Below are 24219 nucleotides of genomic sequence, written 5' to 3' on the forward strand. Positions count from 1 at the left end.
GTTATCGTTGTACCCACACCTTGCCATCCCTGACTTCGACCGGGTAAACATTCAGACACACGGTTGCGTCCTCAACACAGAGGCCAGTGCGTAGCTGGTAGTGATGCTTGTAAATCGGTGAGGCGACCACAGGCTCGCCGCTAAGGTCACCGACCAGGCCGCGGGACAGCACATTGGCCTCGCTATGCGGGTCGTGATTATCCAGCGCGTAGAGCTGGTCGTCTTTAAGGCGGAAAATGGCAATTTGTTGGCCTTCAATCAGGGCACAGACCCCCATATTCGGCCAGATATCTTCGAGTGCGCACACTGGGTGCCATGCGGCTGCCTCGGCAGGCTGGGCGTTTGTTGCTTGTAACTGATTCATAGACGGTTTCCTTGATTACTCTGTTGCTGCCAGGATGGGGATGACCTTGGCGGCAGGTGCGGTCTGCTGTTTTTCTGCGGGCGTGGCCGGGCGGATCTGGTTGCGCTCATTGACGAAGACAATATTGTCGTCACCTGCCACACTATTGACGAAGCTGCGGAAGCGCTTGCGCACTTCGGGGTCAGTAACGGCGGTTTTCCACTCGTCCTGATAGTTGTCTACCACGTGTTGCATTTGGGATTCCAGTTCAGCGCCCAGCCCTAACGAATCCTCAATCACGACTTGCTTGAGGTAATCCAGGCCGCCTTCGAGGTTATCACGCCAGGTGCTGGTGCGTTGCAGGCGGTCAGCCGTGCGGATATAGAACATCAGGAAGCGGTCTATCATGCGGATGGCGTCTTCTTTGCTGAGGTCGCTTGCAAGCAGCTCGGCATGGCGTGGCTTCATGCCACCATTGCCGCACACATAGAGGTTCCAGCCATTTTCAGTCGCAATCAACCCCACATCCTTGCCTTGCGCTTCGGCGCATTCACGCGTGCAGCCCGAGACACCAAACTTGATTTTGTGCGGGGCACGCAGGCCTTTGTAACGGTTTTCCAACTGCACGGCCAGGCCGACGCTGTCATCCACGCCATACCGGCACCAGGTGGAGCCGACACAACTTTTGACGGTACGCAGGGATTTGCCATAAGCATGGCCAGACTCAAAGCCAGCCGCGATCAACTCTTCCCAGATATTGGGCAATTGCTCCACGCGGGCACCAAACATGTCCACGCGTGCGCCACCGGTGACCTTGGTATACAAGCCGTATTTTTTCGCAATCTGGCCGATGGCGATCAGGCCATCCGGCGTCACCTCGCCGCCCGGCATGCGTGGCACCACCGAGTAGCTGCCGTCTTTCTGGATGTTGCCCAGGAAATAGTCATTGGAGTCTTGTAAGGACGCCAGGTCTTTCTTCAGGATAAATTCGTTCCAGCATGAGGCCAGAATGCTAGCGGCGGTGGGTTTGCAGATATCGCAGCCCAAGCCCTGGCCGTGTTTATGCAGTAACTCGTCAAAGGTTTTGATCTGGCCCACACGCACCAGGTGGTAAAGCTCCTGGCGCGAATACGGGAAGTGTTCGCACAGGTGATTGTTGACGGTCATGCCCAGTTTCACCATCTGCGCTTTCATCACCTGCGTCACCAACGGCACGCAGCCACCACAGGCGGTACCGGCTTTGGTGCAAGACTTGATGGCGCCTATACTGCAATTGCCAGCCGCCACCGCTTCGCCAATCGCGCCCTTACTGACGTTATTGCAAGAACACAGTACCGCAGTATCCGGCAGGGCATCCACGCCCAGGCCAGGTTTTTCCTTGCCATCGCTGGCTGGAAGAATCAGGAATTCAGGATTTTCTGGCAGCGGCATGTCGTTGACGGTCATCTGTTGCAGCGTGCCGTATTCATCGGCATTGCCAATCAGCACGGCGCCCAGCAGTTTTTTGCCATCTTCGCTGACGACGATTTTTTTGTAGATATTGCGCACTTCATCGGTGTACTGGTAGCTGCGGCAGCCATGGGTTTTGCCATGCGCATCGCCCACGCTGGCAACGTCCACACCCATCAGTTTGAGCTTGGTGCTCATGTCTGCGCCCTGGAAAGTGGTCGATGTTTCACCCAGCAGGTGCGCGCAGGCGGTGCGGGCCATGTCATAGCCAGGCGCGACCAGGCCGAACATCTCGTCGTTCCAGCTGGCGCATTCGCCGATGGCGTAAATATTGTGGTCACTGGAGCGGGAGAAGTTATCTATGGCAATACCGCCACGGGCACCGATGGCCAGGCCGGATTCACGTGCCAGTTCGTCTCGTGGACGGATACCGGCAGAGAACACGATCATGTCGGTTTCCAGCCAGGTGTCATCAAAGAACACCATACGGTGACGTGCTGTCGCACCATCGACAATCGCCGTGGTATTGCGGCTGGTGTGCACGTGTACACCCAGCTCCTCAATTTTGCTGCGCAGCACTTTGCCGCCTGCTTCGTCTACTTGCACCGCCATCAAACGGGGCGCAAATTCAACCACATGGGTTTCCAGGCCCATGTCTTTCAATGCCTTGGCACATTCCAGACCTAGTAAACCACCGCCTACAACGACACCACTCTTGGCGGTTTTGCCTGCTGCCGTCATGGCTTCGAGATCTTCAATGGTGCGGTAGACAAAACAGTTTTCACGGTCACGCCCGGTGACAGAAGGGACAAATGGATAAGAGCCGGTCGCCAGCACCAGCTTGTCGTAGGGCAAGATCGTGTTGTCTATCAGTGTCACGGTATGCTGGTGGCGGTCAATCTGGCTGACGCGGGCATTGAGGCGCAACGTCAGGCCCGGCCGGTCATAAAACCCAGGCTCGACCAGCGACAGGTCTTCCGCCGTGCTGCCCGAGAAAAAGCTGGAGAGGTGCACGCGGTCATAAGCCGGGCGTGGTTCTTCGCCCAGCACGGTGACTTGCAGGTTAGCCGCGGCCAGGTCAGGGTGGCGTTTCACCAGCTCTTGCACAAAGTAATGACCCACCATGCCGTTGCCGACGACGAGGATGCGTGTGTGTTGATTCATCTTGTATTCCTAATCAGATGCAAGCAGGCAGTGTCACGATGTTTTTCATGTCAGTTGCGAGCATTGCGTTATCAAACTCAAAGCCTAAAAACAAAAGCGGCGTCCATAGCCTATGTCGCGATTGCACATTGCAATCCTGCGAAACAAGCTATGGACGCCGTTGTCCAGTATGAGATTTGCCGACGATGGAAAATCTCTGATTTAAAAATGGCATGATAAAACGCCACTTTGTGATAAAAAAAAGCAATTGGCATGCCAACCGCCAGGATGGGGGCGCAGATGAATCAGGATTTATGCTAAGTCATTGTTCCTGATGTGTTTTATCTGCGATATTGCGTGTATGTTTGAGCTTGCGGGCACCGTGCGATCCATCTGCCATTGGTTTGGTGCACGCTAATGAGGCATGTGCACAGGATTGCACCATCCTTGGCGCAATCCTGTGCAGACAGGCGATCAACTGCATTCAGGTGCGCGCGTGATGTCCTTATCCCGCATGGGTTTTGCCATGCAGTTTGACCAGCCGCTTGAGTTCCGGCACGCAGGAGCCGCAACTGGTGCCACATTTCAGCTTGGCTTGCAGCGTCGGTAAATCCGCTCCCATTTGACAGGTCTCGATAATCTCGTTTTCTGAGACATCCAGGCAGTTACAGACGATCTTGCCGCGTGATTTTTGTCCAGTGGGGGGCGCCGCCAGCGGCGCCAGTGCCCATTTGCGCAATTCATCGGTGAACTGGCCTTCGAGCATGACTTGCTTGAGCCAGTCTGCGGCCAGCATTTCACCAATCAGGCGCACCGCGCTGACTTGGCCTTGCTCGACCAGAATGCGTTTACTGATGCCGCGTTTGACATCATCCAGCCGTAGCATGGGCGCATCTTCGACCATGCCAAGCAACTGATCCAGCCGGGCGATCAGTTGGCTATCTGGGGCAGCGTGGTGCGCCGCGCGCAGAATCAGCATGCCGTTGCCACGGCCATACAGTCCCACGGTGGCGTAATCAAAGGCCACCAACAGCGCGCGGATGTCGGCGAGCAAGTGCAGGTCGTTGCAGCTGCGCATCACCGTCATTTGCCAGGGCAAGCTCAACTTTTCGATCTTGACCGCCGTATGCTTGAGTTCCGGTTGCTTGGAGGTTTTATCAAAAGCCGGTGGCATCAACACATTCACGCCCAGGCCATGCATAAACTGGCTGCCCCAGTGCATGGGGATAAACAGCTCGGCCGGTTTGACTTCGTCGGATTGCTGTACCTTGATGATTAACTCACCGCGCTTGTTACTCAGTTTAACAATGTCGCCCTCGCTGATCTGGCGACGTTGCATGTCATCGGCATGCATGGAAACCACGGGCTCTTCGACATGGTTGTAGAGCTGCGCCAGCGTGCCGGTGCGGCTCATGCCATGCCATTGGTCGCGCAGGCGGCCGGTGAGCAGGCGGAACGGATGGCGCGCGTCCGGCTTGTCGGCGGTCGGCTTGTACACCGCGCTGACAAAATGCGCCTTGCCGCCGGGTTTCTGAAACACGCCATCGGTATACAAGCGGGCTTCGCCTTGTGTCACACCAGATTTAAATGGCCATTGTTGCGGGCCCTGACTTTCCAGAATCTTATAGGTAAGGCCGGTGATATCGAGATCGCGGCCACGTGTGCTTTCGCGGTGCTCATTAAAAATGGTTTCGGTATTCGGGTAGTTAAACAGGGTGTCTGGTTTACCCAGTTTTTGTGCCAAACGGTGGGCAAAGTCGACCACTGCCTCCCAGTCATGACGGGCTTCACCCGGCTTGGGGGCGGCTGGCTGTACGCGCGTGATACGGCGCTCCGAATTGGTGACCGTGCCTTCTTTTTCGCCCCAGGTGGAGGCAGGCAGAAACACATCGGCGTAGATGTTGCTGTCGGTGTTGTTAAACGCATCTTGCAACACGACCAGCTCAGCCTGTTGCAGGCTGGCCAACACATTGTTGAGGTCTGGCATGGAGTGTGCGGGATTGGTACAGGCAATCCAAATGGCCTTGATCTCACCGCTTTTAACCGCTTCAAACATCTCTACTGCGGTTTTGCCCGGGGTGGCCGGGACGTCGGGCACGCCCCACAAGCGCGCGACTTCTGCACGGTGTTCGGCATTGGCGAGGTCGCGGTGGCCAGACAGCAGGTTGGCCATGCCGCCGACTTCGCGGCCGCCCATGGCGTTGGGTTGGCCGGTCAGCGAGAACGGGCCTGCGCCGGGCTTGCCGATCTGGCCGGTGGCCAGGTGCAGGTTGATCAGCGCGGCATTTTTTTCAGTGCCATGGATGGACTGGTTCAGTCCCATGCAATACATGGACAAGGTCGGGCCCGCACCAAACCACTTGGCGGCCTGAATGATATCGGCCTCAGGCACGCCACAAATATCGGCCACCATCTTGGGCGTGTATTCGCGCACGGTTTCCTTGAGCGCTTCAAAGCCTTCGGTGTGGTTGCGGATATAAGCCATATCGAGCAGGCCTTCCCACAGCATCACATGCAACAGGCCGTTAAACAGCGCGACGTCGGTGCCGGGCAAGATCGCCAGGTGCAAGTCTGCCAGCTGTGCGGTATCGGTGCGGCGCGGGTCTACCACCACCATTTTCATGTCCGGGTTGTTGGCCTTGGCATCTTCAATGCGGCGGAACACAATCGGGTGGGCAAAGGCGGTATTGGAGCCAGCGATGAACAGGCATTGCGTATGGTCGATATCCTCATAACAGGCCGGTGGCGCATCGGCACCCAGTGTGGCCTTGTAACCGGCGACGGCAGAGCTCATGCACAAGCGGGAATTGGTATCGACGTTGTTGGTGCCAATCAAGCCTTTGGCCAGCTTGTTAAACACATAATAATCTTCGGTCAGCAACTGGCCAGAGATGTAAAAAGCCACTGCATCCGGGCCATGGGTGTTGATGATCTCAGCAAAGCGGTCGACCACATGATCGAGCGCGGTATCCCAACTGACGCGTGCACGCGGCAGGTCACGCGACAGGCGCAGTTCCGGGTAGAGGGCGCGTGCATCCAGTTTAGCAGTCAGGTGAAGGGTCGAACCCTTGGTGCACAGGCGGCCAAAGTTGGCCGGATGCTCGGGGTCACCTTTGACATCGACAATCTGCTGGCCCTCGGTGGTAATGATGACGCCACAGCCGACACCGCAATAGCAGCAGGTGCTGCGGGTTTCACGTCGTTGCGGATGGAAGGAGACCGGTACTGCGGTGAGCAGATCGTTTGCAGTCTGTAGTTGTTGCTGTTGCGACATAAGGGAGCTGTCCGTGTTGCCTGAAAATTACGGGTTTAATTGCAGATAGACCATGCCATCTTCGACCTTGACTGCATAGCAGGCAGTCTGGCCGACATCGGGCGCTTCGGCCTGGCCATCGACCAGGCTGATTTTCCAGCTATGCAATGGGCAGGCGACTTTGTCGCCATAGACCAGGCCTTGCGACAGCGGGCCACCTTTGTGCGGGCAACGGTTGTTAAGCGCAAACACGCGGTCATCTTCAGTGCGGAACACACCAATGTCGGTTTCGCCATGACGCACCACACGTGCGCCCAGGGCAGGGATGTCGTTTAGCGGGCAGATTTTCGTCCAACGCATTTTTTTCCTCTTTTCCAATTTGTTACTGGCTTATGAGACCAGTAACAAATAAATCAATAACACATTCACGCACAATGAAATGATGGCCAGCCACTGCCATTTGACCAGCCGCGCGCGGGCAATCAACGGCGTGCGCGGGATGAAGATGGGTCTGAGTTCGCCATGCTCCAGCGCCAGCAGCATTTCTTCGGCGGTTTCAAAGCGGTGTTCCGGTTTGCGGGCAATCGCTTTCAGAATCAGGTTTTCCAGCCAGGCTGGAATCTCCGGCCGGTAACGGCTGGGGCGCACCGGTTCACCAAAGCGAGGTGACTGGAACGGCTCGATTTCGCCATAGGGATAGTTGCGTGTCAGCAGGTGATACAGCGTGACGCCTGCGGCATAAATATCCGCCTGGCGGTCGGCCAGTTTGCCGTCAAACAATTCCGGCGCCATATAGCTGGGCGTGCCGGGATTTTCCATCTGCTCGGGCATGGGCAGCGTGGTGTTAAGCGCGACGCCAAGGTCGAGGATGCGCAACCGTGTATCGCTACCCAGGTGAATATTGGCCGGTTTGATATCGCGGTGCACAATATTGAGCCGGTGCAGCATGCTCAAGCCACGCAACAGATCCTGGCCGATATTGGCCACGCCATTGATGGTGAAGTGATGGCCGGCATCCAGCCGTTGCTGCAAGGTGGCCCCTTCATGCCAGGTCATCACATAATACAAATGCGTGCGCTGTTCGCGCGTGAGCGGCAAAATTTGCGGCACACATTGCGACACCACGCGCTTGCCCAGCCACTCTTCATTGAGCAGGGCTTCGCAACTGGCCTTATCCTCAGCGCGGGCGGGTTGCAGGGTTTTCAGCACAAATAATTGCCCGGCGGCATTTTTTACCTGATATAACAAGCTGATGCGTGCATCATGTAACACGCGGGTAACGGTAAAGCCATCCAGGGTGTCGCCCACCGCCAGCTTGGGCGGCACCGGCAGGCTCAAGGCATCGGCCAGCATGTCGGTCAGGTGGTCTTCCCCTAGCTGGTCGATACGCACCACCACGGCAGAGACGTTATCCTGACCGCCTTGTTCCAGCGCTTGCCGGGTCAGGTGTTCGGCCATCAACTGCGGTGTATGGTAAAGCATCAATATTTTGTGCAGCTCGGCCTCGCCCAGTGCGGCCCACACACCATCACTGATAATGGCATACACATCGCCGGTTTGCAGCAGGCCTTCGGCATAATCCACGCTCAACTGGTCATCGAGGCCGACTGCACGCTTGAGTACATGCCGCATATCGGGGCGGTCCCAGACATGGTCGGTGGTCAGACATTGCAGCGACTGCTCGCGCAGGCGATAGATGCGGGTGTCGCCGACATGCGCCAGCACATAGCGCTGACCGCGTAGCACCAGCATGGACAGCGTGGTCGCCATGCCGGCCATCTGGCTGTGTTTGCGTGCCTGCGACAGCACCCAGCGGTTAGCCGCCTGAACCACCTTGTCCAGCGCATGCTGGATCGTCCAGGTATCGGGCGTGGCGTAATAATCTGCCGACACCGTGCGTATCGTCATCTCGGCAGCTTCGGCCCCGCCAGCCCCCCCGCTGATGCCATCAGCCACCGCCAGCAGTGCGCCCTTGATCTCCAGCTGCGCATCGGCAGGCGTCACCAGGCCCACGTAGTCCTCGTTACGAGGCCGCGGTCCGGTGAGGCTGCTTTCGCCGACGCTGATCCGTAATTTCATGCAGGGGTCCGTGATGACGCTAACATTTCAATCCTGGGCGGTTGTCCGATGCCATTAAATTTTGGCGCTGGTGACTGTGGCTGCGCCCCAGGTGGTACGCCAGCGGTTTTTTACGCGGGAAAGGCCGATCAGCGCCAGAATTGCCAAGCCGGCAAAAATGGTCAGGCCGACCTGATAACTGCCCGTCACTTGTTTAGAGTAGCCTAAACTGGACGCCAGGTAAAAGCCACCAACGCCCCCGGCCATGCCGACCAAGCCGGTCATGACGCCGATTTCCTTGCGGAAACGCTGTGGCACCAGCTGGAAGACCGCGCCGTTGCCCATACCAAGTGCTGCCATGGCGAGCACTACTACCAGCAAGCCTAGTGACTGGCTAGCCATGCCAAAACTTAGGATAAACAGGAATACCGCTGCCAGCACATACATGGTGCTCAGTGAACGGATGCCGCCGATGCGGTCAGCCAACCAACCGCCAATGGGGCGCACCAGCGAGCCGGCAAAGACACAGGCTGCAGTGAAGTAACCCGCGTGCACCGCATCCAGGCTATACTGGTCGTGGAAGTAAATGGTCAATGAAGACGCCATGCCCACAAAACCGCCAAAGGTGACGCTGTAGAAAAACATAAACCACCAGGCATCTTTATCCTTGAGCACGGCCAGGTATTGCGACAGCGATTTTGGCGCAGGCGTATCCGGGGCGTCTTTGGCCATCGTCACATAGACCAGCAACGCCAGTGCCAGTGGAATCAATGCCAGGCCAAATACATTGTTCCAGCCAAAGGCCACTGCCAGGCCAGGGGCGAATAAGGCAGCCAGGGCCGTGCCCGAGTTGCCTGCCCCGGCAATGCCCAGCGCGGTGCCCTGGTGCTCTGGCGGATACCAGCGCGAAGCCAGTGGCAAGGCCACTGCAAATGCAGCACCGGCAAAGCCCAAAAACATGCCCAGCAACAGCGCTTGTTGATAAGTATGGATACCATGCAGCCAGGCTGTCAGCAGCGCGGCAATCACAATCACCTGACCAATCAGGCCGGCTTTTTTCGGCTTGAGCTGATCCACCAATACGCCCATGACAATCCGCAGCAGCGCGCCTGTGAGTACCGGGGTGGCGACCATCAGGCCTTTTTGCGCCGGATTCAATTGCAGGTCGGCGGCGATTTGCACCGCCAGCGGCCCCAGCATGACCCAGACCATAAAGCTCAGGTCAAAATAAAAGAAGGCCGAAAACAGGGTGGGTTTATGGCCCACTTCCCAAAAACTTTTTTGCATCATCTATCTCCCGGGCGTGCAATCAGGAGAATGGCACGCCACTTTTCATTTAAACAGTATTTTTCGTTACACGGTAATTGTGTCGAACTCTTTGTGGGCATCACGCTGGTGGACACGTTCAGCCCAAGGGTCTACGGCGCCTTGCAACGCATACAGCAGACGCTCATATGCCGCTTTGCGGCCTTCAGCATCTTCGAGAATGCGTTTTTTCACGTAATCCAGACCGACGCGGGCGATCCAGTGCACAGTACGGTCCAGATAACGTGCTTCTTCACGGTAGAGCTGGATAAATGCGCCCGAGTATTCAATCACTTCCTCAGCGGTCTTCACCTTACACAGAAACTGCGCCACTTCGGTCTTGATGCCGCCGTTGCCGCCGACATAAATCTCCCAGCCGGAATCCACGCCGATCACGCCGACGTCCTTGATCCCGGATTCGGCACAGTTGCGCGGGCAGCCTGAGACCGCAAACTTCACCTTGTGCGGGGCCCACATATGGTCAAAGGCTTTTTCGATATCAATGCCCAGTTGGGTGGAGTTTTGGGTACCAAAACGGCAGAACTCCGAGCCAACACAGGTTTTGACCGTTCGGATCGATTTACCGTAAGCATAACCGGACGGCATATCGAGGTCAGCCCACATGCCGGTCAGGTCTTCTTTTTTCACGCCCAGCAAGTCGATGCGCTGACCGCCGGTGACTTTCACCATGGGTACCTTGTACTTGTCGGCGACATCGGCGATTTTGCGCAATTGCTCGGGCGAGGTGACACCGCCGTACATACGCGGCACCACAGAGTAAGTGCCGTCTTTCTGGATATTGGCATGCACGCGCTCATTGATAAAGCGTGACTGTGGATCATCCTTGGCTTCATGCGGCCAGGTGGAAATCAGGTAATAATTCAACGCCGGCCTGCAGGTGGCGCAGCCATTCGGCGTTTTCCAGCCCATGCCCTTCATGGCGGCCGGAATGCTCAGGTATTTGTGTTTGCGGATTTCGTCACGCACTTCTTCGTGGTTAAAGTCGGTGCAGCCACACACTGCTTTGCTGCTCGAAGGCGGCGCATAGCCACCGCCCAGCGTCGAGGCCAGAATCTGCTCAACCAGGCCAGTGCAACTGCCACAACTGGAGCCAGCTTTGGTGTGTTTTTTGACGTCGTCCAGCGTGAACAGGCCTTGTGCCTGAATCGCCTTGACGATGGTGCCTTTACAGACGCCATTACAGCCACAGACTTCCATTTCGTCGGTCATGGCAGACACCTTGTCCTGACCCTGGTGGCCGGTATTGCCCAGACTATCCTGCCCGAACATTAAGTGATCCCGGATTTCGTGGATCGGCTTTTTGTCGCGCAGCAGCTGGAAATACCAGGCCCCATCCGTCGTATCGCCATACAGCACGGCACCGATGATGGTGTCATCTTTGATCACGAGTTTTTTGTATACCCCGCCGACCGCGTCGTGCAGCAAAATTTCTTCGGCATCGTCACTGCCCATAAAATCACCGGCAGAAAACAAATCAATGCCGGTCACCTTCAATTTTGTCGAGGTGACCGAGCCTTTGTATACACCAATGCCGAAGTTGGCCAAATGTGTGGCGCACACTTTGGCCATTTCAAATAAGGGGGCCACCAGGCCATAAGCAATGCCACGGTGGTTGACGCATTCGCCCACGGCATAAATGCGCGGGTCATAGGTCTGCATTGTGTCGCTCACCACAATGCCGCGGTTGCAATAAATGCCTGCCGATTCGGCCAGCGCATAGTTGGGGCGGATGCCTACCGCCATCACCACCAGGTCTGCAGGCACTTCCTGGCCATCTTTAAAGCGCACGGCGACCACGCGGCCGTCTTTGCCAATGAGTTGCTCCGTGTCTTTTTGCAGCAAGAACTGCAGCCCGCGCGTTTCTAGGGATTTTTGCAGCATCTTGCCTGCGGTCTTGTCGAGCTGGCGTTCCAGCAGCCATTCGTTTTTGTGCACCACTGTGACGTCCATGCCTTGCACCTTGAGGCCATTGGCGGCCTCAAGGCCCAGCAAGCCGCCGCCAATGACCACTGCATGCTTGTAGATTTTGGCCGCAGCGATCATGTCGTTGGTGTCTTTGATATCGCGGTAGCCCAGCACACCCTGCAAGTCTGCACCTGCAATCGGCAAGATGAACGGCTTGGAGCCGGTTGCCAGCAACAGGCGGTCATATTCGACCGTGAGGCCGTTGTCGGCGGTCACGGTGCGGGCCTTGCGGTCTATCTTGTTGACACGGGCGCTGGTATGCAAGGTAATGTTGTGTTCGGCATACCATTCGCGGCTATTGAGGATAATGTCATCGATGGTCTGCTCGTTGGCCAGTACGGGCGACAACATGATGCGGTTATAGTTGGGATAAGGCTCATCGCCAAACACGGTAATGTCGTACATGTCCGGCGCAATCTTGAGCAGCTCTTCCACCGTCCGCATGCCAGCCATGCCGTTACCAACCACTACCAGTTTCTGTTTTATCATTGAATCACTCCTTTCAGCGCTTATGCTGCATCGCCGATGCTGAGCCAGTGTTGCAGGTTTTGTTGCCAATCTTGTTCCTGTTGGCTGTTTCTGGCTAATTTAACCACTTCGCCGACCACGATAATGGACGGGCTTTTAAGACTTTGCTGATGGGCCAGGTAAGGCATGGCTTGCAGCGTTGAGGTCAGGCCACGCTGTTCGGCGCGTGTGCCGTTTTCAACCACCATACAGGGCATGTCTGTGGGCATGCCTGCAGCGATCAGTTCACGGCAGATTTCGGCCAGATGCTGCATGCCCATGTAAATGACCAGCGTGGTATGGCTGGCCACCAGCGCCTGCCAGGGCAGGGGGCCACCATCTTTGGTATGGCCGGTGACCAGCGTCACGCCATGGTTGTACGCACGGTGGGTCACCGGTACCTCCATGCTGGCGCAACTGGCAAGGCCACTGGTCATGCCCGGAATAATTTCATAATCAATATTGGCGGCACGCAGTGCCAGCATTTCTTCGCCACCACGGCCAAACACAAACGGGTCACCGCCTTTCAGGCGGGCCACGGTTTGACCTTGTTCGGCCAGGGCGATCATCATGCGGTGAATAAAATGCTGTGGCGTAGACTTGCAACCGCCGCGCTTGCCCACCGGCACAATACGTGCCTGCGGGCAATGCTTGAGCAGTTCAGGGTTGACCAGGTCATCGACCAGCACCACCTCTGCCAGCTGCAAGGCCTTGACCGCCTTGAGCGTGATGAGCTCAGGGTCGCCAGGACCGGCACCGATTAAATACACTTTGCTTGCTGACATGAGGTGCTCCTTTGCTTACAGACGAGACGTCCGCTTAGAACGTATACATGGCGGTCAGCCACAGTTTTTCGGTATCACGGAAACGGCCACGTGTGCCAGCAGCATTGCTGGTGGTATTCGGCCCAAGTCCAAACTGGTCACCTTCACTGAATTTTCCGTATTCAAACTTGGTCATCCAGTTTTTATCGATATTCCAGGTGACGGCGGCATTCCATTCCGTGCCGTAACGGCTGCCATTACGGTTGGTGCCGCTGCCCACGGTATAAAAGTCATTGTCAGAGTCAATCACGTGGTAATCGGCAAAGAACAGAAAATCGCCGTAACGGTAAGTGGCCGTGACAAAGGTATCTTTAATACCCTCGCGTGGGGTGACCAGAAACTTGTCTACCCAACCTTGAAACAGGTGGTTGGTACCAAAGGGAGTCTGGAACGCGAAAGTATTGTTGTTGCTGGAGAGCAATTCCTGATCGACACGCATATTGAAGTTATCAATCCCGAAGCCACCGCCCAGCTTGTAGTAATGCGCATCAATGCGGCTATCACCACCCCGGTAATCATCCTGTTTGGCATATTCGGCAGTGTAGTGCGCGCGGTAGTTTGGGGTGAATGGATGTGTGCCATCGAGGCGTACGCCAAACGTTTTGTTGGACTGGCTGGCGGCATAATTGGCTGTTCCGGTGCCAAACCAGGCATTGCCAAAGCCCAGATTGTCAAAATCGCTCAGGTAAGCGTAGCCAACCAGAAATTCGGTCGGGGAAATACGGTATCTGGTGTTCAAAATGTCGAGGTCGCCGCTTCTGTGCGTCGTGAAAATCTGGCGGACACGGTCAAAGTGAGCATAGAAAATTTCAGTATCTGGAATTGACTTGTTCAAGATGGACAGACCATCAAAGACCTGTGTATTTTGGCGGAAAGCAATATCCCCAATAAAACGCACATTGTCCAGGTTGACAATTTGTCGTCCTAAACGCACCTTGGTATTTTTAATGCCGGTCCAGTCTACAAACAGCTGGTTCACATCGGTATAGTCAGGATCCACTACTTTGGCGTAATTAATCTTGTCGCTCTCATTAGAGGCGCCATTGACACGCACTGGGTTAGTGCCATCGTTGAAATCATCTTGCAGTTTGCTGACGTTGGTAAGTTGCGCGGCAAAACTCCAGTTGTGGTACGGGGCCGTTTGCCAGCCAACCAGGCTGCGCATCGTCATGGCGTTGGCGTTGTCCAGGGCTTGATTGGCAGTCGGGTTAGGGCTGCCGTTGGCAAAAGTGGCCGGCTGTAAGCCATCCTGATCGACATACTCATAACGTAGTCTGAAACTGGTCAGATTTTTACCGGTTTTAATCGCGTCCATAAAAGTGTATTCAGGCAGAACTTCTTCTTCTGCCATTGCAGGGGAGCCAAGTGCCGCCAGCAAGATGGCTGCGGAAACTTGACGCAAGCGTGGGTGTAGGTTAGCGTTCATGTGTTGCTCCTTTTCTCTATTGGGGTAACCTTGCTTGGATGAGGATTGCTTTTGATAAGCAAGTGGTGCTGACAGGTGGCCGCCTGCCAGCACCTTTCACTTAGGCCGCCTTTTTGGCGTGCCGCTCATACAGAAACTTCAAAACTTCGCTGCGCAAATGCGTATACGCCGGGTCTTCCACCAGCTCCAGGCGTTTGCGCGGACGGGGTAAATCGACCGCCAGGATTTCACCGATGGTGGCTGCCGGGCCGTTGGTCATCATGACAATGCGGTCAGACAGCAGCACCGCTTCGTCCACATCGTGCGTTACCATGACGGCAGTACAGCCAGAACGTGCCATGATGGCCATCAGTTCGTCTTGCAGGCCGGCACGGGTCAGCGCATCCAGCGCACCAAACGGCTCATCCAGTAGTAGCACTTTGGGCTCCATGGCCAGGGCACGGGCAATGCCCACGCGTTGTTTCATGCCGCCGGAAATTTCATTCGGGCGTTTTTCCATCGCGTGGCTCAAGCCCACCAGCTCCAGTGCCGCGCGGGTACGTTCTGCCAGTTGCGGCTTACTCTCGGTGGCAGCAAACACACGTTCCACGGCCAGATAGACATTTTCAAAACAGGTCAGCCATGGCAGCAGGGAGTGGTTCTGGAACACCACGGCGCGTTCAGGGCCAGGCTTGGCAATTTCGCGTCCGGCACAAAACAGGTAGCCGTCTGTCGGTTGCAGCAAGCCGGCAATCAGGTTGAGCACGGTCGATTTGCCGCAGCCTGAGTGGCCGATGATGGAAATGAATTCACCTTCCTGGATAGACAGGTTGATGTCTTTCAAGGCCTGGAAACTGCCTTTTTTAGTGTTGAAAATCATGTTGACGTTTTCAATCAACACATAGCGGTCTTGTTTTACAGCGGTGGTCATGATCAGAGTCCTTTACCAGTCAATGAGGTGTCGCGGTTATTCGTAGCTATAGCGTTTGGCCAGCATGACCAGGCACTGCTCCAGCAACAGGCCGACGATGCCCACAATGAAAATCGCGATGATGATGTGCTCAACGTTCAGGTTGTTCCATTCATCCCACACCCAGAAGCCAATGCCCACGCCGCCGGTCAGCATTTCTGCCGCCACAATCACCAGCCAGGCGGCACCGATAGAGAGACGCACACCGGTCATCATGTAAGGCATGACATAGGGCAGCAGGATTTTGGTGATGACTTTCCACTCGGACAGGTTCAGTACCTTGGCCACGTTCATATAGTCTTGCGGCACTTTGCTGACACCAACGGCGGTGTTGATGATCATGGGCCAGACGGCGGTGATGAAAATCACCCAGATTGCGGCCGGGTTGGCCGCTTTGAATACCAGCAGGCCGATCGGCAACCAGGCCAGTGGGGATACCGGCTTGAGCAGGCTGATAATCGGCGCCGCCATTTTTGACATAAAGGCATAGCGGCCGATGATAAACCCCATGGGGATGCCGACAATCGCTGCCAGCGCAAAGCCAGTGGCGACGCGTTTTAGCGAGTTCAGGATGTTCCAGCCGATGCCCATATCATTCGGGTTGTTGATATAAAACGGGTCGCTAAACAGCTCCACCGCCGAATGCCAGGTCTGCACCGGTCCTGGCAAGCCCTGAGTCAGGGCAGCCACGGTAGACCAGATGGCGCCAAAGATCAGCAAGCCAATCACAGGCGGCAACAGTCCTTCAAACACGCGTTTGGCCATTGCCGCCCATGCCCCGGCTTTTTTACTTGCCGGGGTGGCTGCTGTTGCGGTGGCCGAGAGAGGGCTCACCACCGCGACAACCGGTTTTGCTTGCTTGGCTGGCATTCCTTTGGCAGCCTGCTCACTGTTTTGCATGATTTTTTCCTTGTTAAAGCTGACGACACTCATGGTGACTCTCCTTGAAAGAATTACGCTTTAACCTTGAAGCTGTTGGCATAGGCTTTGGGGTCTTTACCATCCCAGACCACACCGTCAATCAGCTTGCTGCTACGCATCACGTCTGTCGGCACGCTAATGCCCAGAGATTTGGCGGCTTCGGTATAAATATCAATGCGGTTCACCTTTTTCGCCACGCCGAGGTAATCCGGGTCAGACTTGAGCAAGCCCCAGCGTTTGTGTTGGGTCAGGAACCACATGCCGTCTGACAGGTAAGGGAAGCTGACCTTGCCGTCATTGAAGAACTTCATGTAGTTGGGGTCTTCCCATTTTTTGCCGATACCATTGTCGTAGTGGCCGAGGAAGCGACCTTCAATCACTTCTTCTGGCGCATTGACATAGGCTTTGCCTGCGATCAACTTGGCCACTTCGGCACGGTTTTTGGTCGCATCAATGTAGCGTGAGGCTTCGAGGATGGCTTTGGTCAAGGCCAGCGCGGTATTCGGGTTCTTGGCGATAAAGTCAGCTGTGGTGCCCAACACTTTTTCCGGGTGGTCTACCCAGATATCTTGTGAGGTGGCGACGGTGTAGCCGATCTTGTCGTAAATGGCACGGGCGTTCCAGGGTTCGCCCACGCAGTAGCCATCCATATTGCCAATCCGCATGTTGGCGACCATTTGTGGCGGTGGTACGACGATTGTTTTCACGTCCTGCATCGGGTTGATGCCATAAGTCGCCAGCCAGTAGTACAACCACATGGCGTGCGTGCCGGTGGGGAAGGTCTGGGCGAAAGTAAAGTCGCGGTTTTCGTTATCCAGCAAACGTTTCAGCGTCGCGCCACTGGTGACGCCTTTTTCCTTAAGTTGGTTAGCCAGCGTGATGCCCTGGCCGTTGTTGTTCAGCGTCATCAGCACGTTCATGTCTTTTTGCTGGCCGCCGATGCCCATTTGTACGCCGTAGATCAGGCCATACAACACATGTGCAGCATGCAATTCACCATTGACCAGCTTGTCACGTACGCCTGCCCACGAAGCTTCTTTAGACGGCACAATCTTGATGCCATATTTTTTATCAAAGCCCATTTGCGCGGCGACAATAATCGGCGCACAGTCCGTCAGCGGGATAAAGCCGACTTTCACTTCGGTGATTTCTGGCGCATCTGAGCCGGCCGCCCAAGCCTGGCTACGGATGGCGGAAGGCACCATATTCATCATGGCGGCAGCACCAAACGCGCCTGCCAGCGTATTCATAAAGAAATGGCGGCGTTGCTGGTTCACCTGGTCCACTGGTGTTGCCTCGGCGGGGGATACATTTTTTTTGTCAGAACTGCTCATGTCGGCTCCTTGAGATTTGATTCGAAAAAGGGGTTCGGAAAATACAAAACAAAAAAGGCGTCCTGAATGCAGACCGTGGTCTACACTCAGGACGCCTTTGTCCTTATCTTTGCCAGCCGTGGATGATGAAACAGCAACGGCTAGTCAGAAATTCAAACTGGGGTTTCCAGTTATCTTACTACAAGCAACGCACCGCCTTTGGTAAGTTGCTTGATTTCATATAAGCAAAGCCTGTGCCAAGTGGGTTGTTGTTTTTAAATGGTTGATTTTTATTGGGTTTTAACGGAACTTTTTTCAAGTAGGGCTTAAGAAGGGGGCATGCCTCTCGCACCACGTGGGTGCGGATGCACCAATTTGAAGGTCTTGGAGCGTTGTGAAAACCGTTATCGCGTCACGGTGTGATGGGCCAGAATATTTTCGGCCACATCAATAATTTTACGGTTCTGCTCCATGGCCAGGCTACGCATGGTTTTGTAGGCTTCCATTTCATTGAGGCCGCGCGTACTCATGAGCAAGCCCTTGGCGCGTTCAATCAATTTGCGCTCGGTCAGCGCCTTTTTGGTGTCTGACAGCTCTGTTTCCATGTCGGCAATTTGCCGGGACTGGTGTTGCAGCAAGGCGATCATAGACGCCATGGGATAGGTTTGCGAGGTGTCATGGGCCTGAAAGTTCAGCGCATTTTCGATGGGAATCGCCAGGTTGAAAAACGTGCTGTTCAAGTTGGCCTGCGGACTGGCCTGGATAGTTTGCAGGTACTGCCGGGTTTGCTCGTAATCTTGTTTGGCCTGGCGGGTGAGCCCAGCCAGCAGTTCATGCATGGTGTCGACCAGCTGGCACTGAATCTGCCACATCTCGCTCAGGCGGCGGCTGCATAAGTCAAACCAGAGGTCGGCATGGCTGGGGGTGAGGGTTTGTTGGTCGCGCGCGCTGGTCAGCTTGGCGCGGTACTTGGCATGTTGCTGCTGCCAGTCACTGGCTTGCCACTGTTGCCAGGCCTCACACAGCTCTTTGCTGCCAAACTGGCACACCAGTTCAAAGTGCCGTTCCTGCTGCGCAATCAGTTCAAACAGCTTTTGCTGGTGCGGCAGTTGCAGGCTGCCAGAGCCAAATAAATAAGCGCCTACCGCACGCTCCTGCCCGGCAAACTCTTTGCCCTGAATCAGGTTATACAAGGTGAGCAAACAGGTGGAGATCTTGCTATTGACCGAGCTGTCGGTGATCTCGAATATCAGCGCAATCAAGCTGCCGATCAAGCGGTTAAAAGATTCGATGCTATCGGCAAACGAGATATTGAGCAGGGTGATTTGATGCCGCAGTGTGGTGAGCTGGTCCAGGCCCAGCAATATCCAGGAGATCAGCGTCAATTGCTTGGCATCGGCGCGGCTATTTTTATCCAGATGCTGCTGCAACGCTGCCCGGAAGCCGGTTTCTATGGCTTGATTCTGTGCGACAGCTTCTGCGCGCTCAGTGGCAAACCGCTGGCCACCGGAGGCAATATACAGACAACTGGCGCCGCGCTCAATTTGCAACTGGTGAATCAATTGACCAATTTTCTCAACAAACGCAATACAGCTATCCAGGCGCTCAAGCTCCTCGATATGCCTGATCTTGGCCAGCGTAATCGTTTGTGCGGGGGAAATGTCGGTATTCATCAGGCTTGATAAAGCAAAAACTGTGCGCAGGCTGCAACATGCAGCCATTTAAAGGGCCTGCATTCTAACGGGATTTGGCTGGATTGGACAGTAGACCGTCGGTTTGCAGCAGCGACCGTGCAATTTCTTCCACCGTCACGCGCTTGAGCATGGCTTGTTCGCGCAGAATTTTATAGGCCTCGACTGCACTAATGCCGCGCGCATGCGCCAACATGGCCTGGGCAGCACTGATTTCGCCTGCGGCTTGCAGTTTTTCTTCGAGCCGCAGGGTCCGTTTGCGCAAGGTTTTCAGTTGCTGGCAGTGATGCATGGTCATGATCAACGTCGACAGCAGCCCCTTGGCCTGCAACGGCCGTACCAGCATGCCATGGCAGCCCAGCGCGGTGGCTGTTTCCAGGGTGGTCGGGTTTTCATAATCCAGCACCCCAATCAGCGGGATCGCCGACTCTGGCGTTAACCAGGGCAGTTTCTTTTTGGCGCTGGCTTGGGCATCAAGCAGAAAAATCACCAGCTCGGTTTGCGCGGGTAGCTCAGCCACCGGCGGCCATAGCGCGACCGTCTGGCAGCCAATCCGGTGCAGTTGCTGTGTTAATACCTCGCGGTTTTCGTCCTCAGGATGAAAAATCGTGATGCAGGCATGCCGCAAATGGCGGAACAGCTCCAGCGTAGAGCGCGGCGCCTGCGCCTGCTTGGCCTGGCGCTGACCAGGGTGAGGGGCGGCGGGTGACTCAGCCAACGCGATACTCCGCCGCATAAGGCAGGTTGTTCCAGCTGGCGCCTGGGTGCGTCACCAGATAAGGGTCGGGGATCACTGCTGCGGCACCGCCACCGGCGATGATCTCGAACTGGCCAGCCGCATTGACGCGCGCAATGCGCGGGTGTAGCCGGGTATGGTGGTTGCCGGCATCAATGGCAATACGGCCTTGCGGCGCGTCAAATGCGCGGCCCAGTAGCTGTGGCAACAGGGCATCATATTGGTCGCTCCCGGCCGCGCGCATCGCTTCGGCAAACAGGTGGGTTTGAAAATATGCTGCTTCCCAGGCCATATTAGGCGCAATCTCGTTGCCATACTGCTGGCTGAAGCGTGTGATGCAGGCCTGGTTCTCGGTACTGGCAATGCTTTGAAAATAGGGCGCAGACGTGATGTGGCCCTGGGCCGTGCCACCACCCATTTCTGCCACCTCTGCTTCAGAGGTGGTCAGGCTGGCAATCGGCGTGTGCTGGGCATCCATGCCGATCTCGGCATAAGCCTGGTATAACAGGCGGGTGGCTTGCCCCACCACGGTAGAAAACACAAAGTCTGGCGATTTGGCCTTGATGTCACGCACCACCGCTAAAAAATCTTTTTCTGTCGCCGTCAGCGGTACATAACGCTCGGCCAGTTTTTTGCCGCCTGGGACTTCAAGGATAAAGTCACTCATGATGCGGTTGGACTCATACGGGTAAATGTAGTCGCAGCCGATCATGTAGACGCGCGCGCCAAAATGTCGCGTCATATAGTCAGCCAGTTGTGCACTGTTCTGGTTGGGTGCCGCACCTGTATAAATCACATGCGGCGAGAATTCAAAGCCCTCGTAAGGCGTGGGGTAAAACAGCAGCTTGCGCCATTTTTCCACCACCGGAATCACGGCTTTGCGCGTGCTGGACATATAGCAGCCAAAGATCACATTGACGCCATCTTCGCGGATCATGCGCTCGGCCAGTAACTGGTATTGTTGCGGCATGCCCTGCGGATCATAGTGGACGGGTACCAGTTCACGGCCAGCGATGCCGCCCGCGGCATTGATTTCTGCGATGGCAAAGAAAGTGGCAAATGCCTGTGAGCGTTCTATGGTCGCCGTGGCGCCGCTGGTGGAAAACAGCACGCCGACCGGGATCGGGTCAGTGTTTGCCATGAGATTCTTTCATCAGGGGCTCCGGCCGGGCCGGAGCCATTGTGTTGCATTGAGGCGATCAACTCTAGTGTGATCTCGCCTAGTTTCATCTAGCCTAGTGTGATCGCCAGTCAGAACATCCGACTATTCGTTAGGTAAGCCTGCGATGGGCGCCTCTTTGGTGCCCAACGTCGAGCGCGTAAACGATTCTACCATGTCGCGCGCAGCCGCCGGGTCCTGTACCCATTTGCTGTAGAAGCTATATGGACACTGCGCCACGCCTTTATCGCCATCGCCTGAATTGAGCACGCCGGTGTAGCCACGGTGCAGCAACTTGAACAGGTGATTTTCGGACTGGCCATGTTTGCGGAAGTCGCGGATCAGGTGTTTGCTTAAGGCTGCATACTGCACGCCATTTTCTTCCTCGCCACATTCGCCCAGCGTACGGCCATCAAAACCGATAATCGCCGAGTGGCCGAAGTAGGAGTAAACGCCATCAAAGCCGGCCGCATTGGACACGGCCACATAGGTGTTGTTGGCAAACGCCATCGCCTTGCTGATCAGAATCTGCTGCTCTTTGGCCGGATACATATAGCCCTGGCAACGCACAATCAGTTCGGCGCCTTTCATGGCACAATCGCGCCAGATTTCAGGGTAGTTGCCATCGTCACAGATAATCAGGCTGACCTTGAGGCCTTTGGGGCCTTCGCTGATAAAGGTTTCCTTGCCTGGGTACCAGCCCTCGATGGGCACCCATGGCATGATCTTGCGGTACTTCTGCACGATTTCACCTTGGTCATTCATGAGGATCAGGGTGTTATACGGGGCTTTTTTCGGATGCTCTTCGTGCTGCTCGCCGGTGATCGAAAATACGCCCCAGACTTTGGCCTTGCGGCAAGCCTCGGCAAAAATATCGGTTTCCGGGCCGGGCACGGTGGTGGCATTGTCATACATTTCCTGCCCGTCATACATGATGCCGTGCGTGCTGTATTCCGGGAAAATCACCAGATCCATGCCGGGCAGACCGGCTTTCATATTCACCACCATGTCGGCGATGTTGCGACAGTTGGCCAGAATCTCGGCTTTGGTATGCAAGCGGGGCATTTTGTAATTGACGACGGCCACACCGACGGTGTCCTGGCTGCTGGAAATATCACCATGTATCATGAAGCTTCTCCTGAAGAAATTTAAAAAGGCTAGTAACTCGATACATACCGATTACGCATAAAAAAAGCCCACCGGCCATCAAATGGCGGGTGAGCTTTTTTGCTCGAATCATCACCGGCGCTGTTGACGGTGTGATTAAAATGTGGGGCGTAGCAGGTATTAACCTTGGTGCTAATTTAACGCCAGGCAGGCCCGCACGCCATACGTTAATTTGCGTACAAGGTCATTGATGATACCGCTTAATGCGGGCGTTCAAAGCGCCGCAACACATGGGCAGACATGCCCTTGGCCAGTTCTTCCTCGCCAAAAAACACCGCTTCGGTCTCGCCCAGTTCTTTTTGCAGGCGCAGGTATTCGTCCTCATGATGGGTGCGGATCACGACTTCGATATCCGGCTTGAGCTGCTTGGCGATCTCGACCATCTTACGGATATTCATGGCATCCGGCGTGGCAATAATCAGCAGGGAGGCATTGGCAATGTGGGCCTGGATCAACACCATCGGGTCCGCCGCGTTTCCCGAGACAGCAGGTTGCCCCTGTTTGCGCAGTTTTTCCACCACTTCACGGTTTTGTTCAGCGACCACATAGGGGATGGCGGCGGCGGTCAGTGACTGCGCAATGCGTTTGCCCACCCGGCCATAACCGACCAGCACCACCTGACCTTCGAGGAATTTTCGCTCTGTAGTCATGGGCAACTCACCATAGGGGTCCATGCGTAGCGAGAACTGCCGGGCCAGATCAGACTTGCTGACCACCCAATTGGCCAGAGGCTTGATCGAGGCAAACACCAGCGGGTTCAAGGCAATGGAAATGAGCGCGCCTGCCAGCACCAGGCTCATGCCATCGGGGGACATCAGGTTGAGTGAGACCCCCAGCCCGGCCAGAATAAACGAGAACTCACCGATTTGCCCGAGGCTGGCGGCCACGGTTAACGCGGTATTTAAGGGATAACGCAAGGCCAGCACAATGGCCACCGCTGCCAGCGACTTACCCAGGATAATAATCGCCACTACAGACAACACCTGTACGGGTTGTTTGATCAGAATGCTGGGGTCAAACAACATGCCGACCGAGACGAAAAACAACACGGCAAAGGCATCGCGGAACGGCAGCGAATCTTCAGCGGCACGGTGGCTGTATTCTGATTCACGCATGATCATGCCGGCAAAAAACGCACCCAACGCGAACGAGACATTAAATAGGGTAGATGCAAAAAACGCCACCCCGATCGCGACCGCGATCACGGTCAGCGTGAACAGCTCGCGCGAGCCAGTGCCCGCCACATACCAGAGCAACCACGGCAACACACGCTTGCCGACCACGAGCATGATGGCAATAAAGCCTGCCACTTCGAGCAGGGTCATGCCTATGGTTTGCCAAATGGCGGCAACACTGGTTGCTTCACTCTGGCTACCGCCCAGCACGCCCGCCAGGGCTGGCATTAACACCAGCACCAATACGGTCACCATGTCTTCCACCACCAGCCAGCCGACTGCAATCTTGCCGTTCATGCTTTCCAGAATGCGGCGTGACTCTAGCGCCTTAAGCAATACCACCGTACTGGCGCAAGACAGGGACAAACCAAACACCAGGCCTTCGCCCCAGCTCCAGTGCCAACTCCAGGCGACCAGCATGCCTAGCAGCGTTGCCAGCGTCATCTGCGCCAGTGCGCCGGGCAGGGCGATGCGTTTGACCGACAGCAGGTCTTGTACCGAAAAATGCAGGCCGACGCCAAACATCAATAACATGACGCCGATTTCCGACAGCTGCGAGGCAATTTCAAGATCGGCGACAAAGCCAGGGGTAGCGGGGCCGATCATGATGCCGGCCAGCAAATAGCCAATCAGCGCAGGCAATTTGAGTTTTTCGGCAATTAGTCCAAACACCAGTGCCAGCGCAAACGCGACGGCAATGGTGGTAATCAGGCTCAGGTTATGGTCCATCGTCAGGGTTTCTTTTAAGTTGTTTTTATTTACGCAGGCATGCGCAATATGGGTTTCGCAAGCGTTGATGCTATTTCAAGCACAG

The 24219-nt window shown here is 55.7% G+C and carries 17 protein-coding genes; all 17 read right to left on the reverse strand.

The features are described 5' to 3' along the window. Position 1: 1 nt before the first annotated feature. Positions 2-364 (reverse strand): nitrite reductase small subunit NirD, encoded by a 363-nt coding sequence (gene nirD, locus Q9292_RS00980; RefSeq protein ID WP_313983651.1) that lies wholly within the window; start codon positions 362-364, stop codon positions 2-4. A gap of 15 nt (positions 365-379) precedes the next feature. Beyond that, positions 380-2956, reverse strand: a complete 2577-nt coding sequence (gene nirB / locus Q9292_RS00985) for a nitrite reductase large subunit NirB (RefSeq protein WP_313983654.1) — start codon at positions 2954-2956, stop codon at positions 380-382. Positions 2957-3440: 484 nt separating this feature from the next. Then, complete coding sequence (locus Q9292_RS00990; protein ID WP_313983657.1) at positions 3441-6209, reverse strand: molybdopterin-dependent oxidoreductase; 2769 nt, start codon at positions 6207-6209, stop codon at positions 3441-3443. A gap of 27 nt (positions 6210-6236) precedes the next feature. Next, positions 6237-6548 (reverse strand): nitrite reductase small subunit NirD, encoded by a 312-nt coding sequence (gene nirD, locus Q9292_RS00995; protein WP_194747233.1) that lies wholly within the window; start codon positions 6546-6548, stop codon positions 6237-6239. Positions 6549-6578: 30 nt separating this feature from the next. Further along, positions 6579-8267 (reverse strand): bifunctional protein-serine/threonine kinase/phosphatase, encoded by a 1689-nt coding sequence (locus Q9292_RS01000; RefSeq protein WP_313983661.1) that lies wholly within the window; start codon positions 8265-8267, stop codon positions 6579-6581. A gap of 54 nt (positions 8268-8321) precedes the next feature. After that, the gene (locus Q9292_RS01005; protein ID WP_313984257.1) at positions 8322-9533 is read right to left on the reverse strand and encodes a nitrate/nitrite transporter; all 1212 of its coding nucleotides are present in this window, start codon (positions 9531-9533) and stop codon (positions 8322-8324) included. Positions 9534-9599: 66 nt separating this feature from the next. Then, on the reverse strand, positions 9600-12026 hold the full coding sequence (gene nirB / locus Q9292_RS01010; RefSeq protein ID WP_313983664.1) for a nitrite reductase large subunit NirB: 2427 nt from the start codon (positions 12024-12026) through the stop codon (positions 9600-9602). A 20-nt stretch (positions 12027-12046) separates the two neighbouring features. Next, positions 12047-12829 carry a uroporphyrinogen-III C-methyltransferase gene (gene cobA, locus Q9292_RS01015; RefSeq protein WP_194747229.1) on the reverse strand — a complete coding sequence of 261 codons (783 nt, stop codon included), beginning with the start codon at positions 12827-12829 and terminating at the stop codon, positions 12047-12049. Between the two features lie 34 nt (positions 12830-12863). Next, positions 12864-14294: an alginate export family protein gene (locus Q9292_RS01020; protein WP_313983667.1), complete on the reverse strand. Its 1431-nt coding sequence runs from the start codon at positions 14292-14294 to the stop codon at positions 12864-12866. A 100-nt stretch (positions 14295-14394) separates the two neighbouring features. After that, the gene (locus Q9292_RS01025) at positions 14395-15204 is read right to left on the reverse strand and encodes an ABC transporter ATP-binding protein (protein ID WP_194747227.1); all 810 of its coding nucleotides are present in this window, start codon (positions 15202-15204) and stop codon (positions 14395-14397) included. A gap of 36 nt (positions 15205-15240) precedes the next feature. Continuing rightward, positions 15241-16176, reverse strand: coding sequence for a nitrate ABC transporter permease (gene ntrB / locus Q9292_RS01030; protein ID WP_313983672.1), 936 nt, complete (start codon positions 16174-16176; stop codon positions 15241-15243). Positions 16177-16196: 20 nt separating this feature from the next. Continuing rightward, on the reverse strand, positions 16197-17498 hold the full coding sequence (locus Q9292_RS01035; protein WP_313983675.1) for a CmpA/NrtA family ABC transporter substrate-binding protein: 1302 nt from the start codon (positions 17496-17498) through the stop codon (positions 16197-16199). Between the two features lie 383 nt (positions 17499-17881). Continuing rightward, the gene (locus Q9292_RS01040; protein ID WP_313983678.1) at positions 17882-19150 is read right to left on the reverse strand and encodes a nitrate- and nitrite sensing domain-containing protein; all 1269 of its coding nucleotides are present in this window, start codon (positions 19148-19150) and stop codon (positions 17882-17884) included. A 64-nt stretch (positions 19151-19214) separates the two neighbouring features. Next, a complete protein-coding gene (locus tag Q9292_RS01045) occupies positions 19215-19904 on the reverse strand; it encodes an ANTAR domain-containing response regulator (protein WP_313983681.1) in 690 nt (229 codons plus the stop codon). Then, positions 19879-21045, reverse strand: coding sequence for a transporter substrate-binding domain-containing protein (locus Q9292_RS01050; RefSeq protein ID WP_313983684.1), 1167 nt, complete (start codon positions 21043-21045; stop codon positions 19879-19881). Before Q9292_RS01050 ends, Q9292_RS01045 begins: the two co-directional genes overlap by 26 nt. Before the next feature lie 123 nt (positions 21046-21168). After that, on the reverse strand, positions 21169-22191 hold the full coding sequence (locus Q9292_RS01055; RefSeq protein ID WP_194747218.1) for an aliphatic amidase: 1023 nt from the start codon (positions 22189-22191) through the stop codon (positions 21169-21171). Between the two features lie 239 nt (positions 22192-22430). Further along, the gene (gene ybaL, locus Q9292_RS01060; RefSeq protein WP_194747217.1) at positions 22431-24134 is read right to left on the reverse strand and encodes a YbaL family putative K(+) efflux transporter; all 1704 of its coding nucleotides are present in this window, start codon (positions 24132-24134) and stop codon (positions 22431-22433) included. Positions 24135-24219 lie beyond the last annotated feature (85 nt).

It is taken from the genome of Methylophilus sp. VKM B-3414 (assembly GCF_032248435.1).
Taxonomy (GTDB): Bacteria; Pseudomonadota; Gammaproteobacteria; order Burkholderiales; family Methylophilaceae; genus Methylophilus; species Methylophilus glucosoxydans.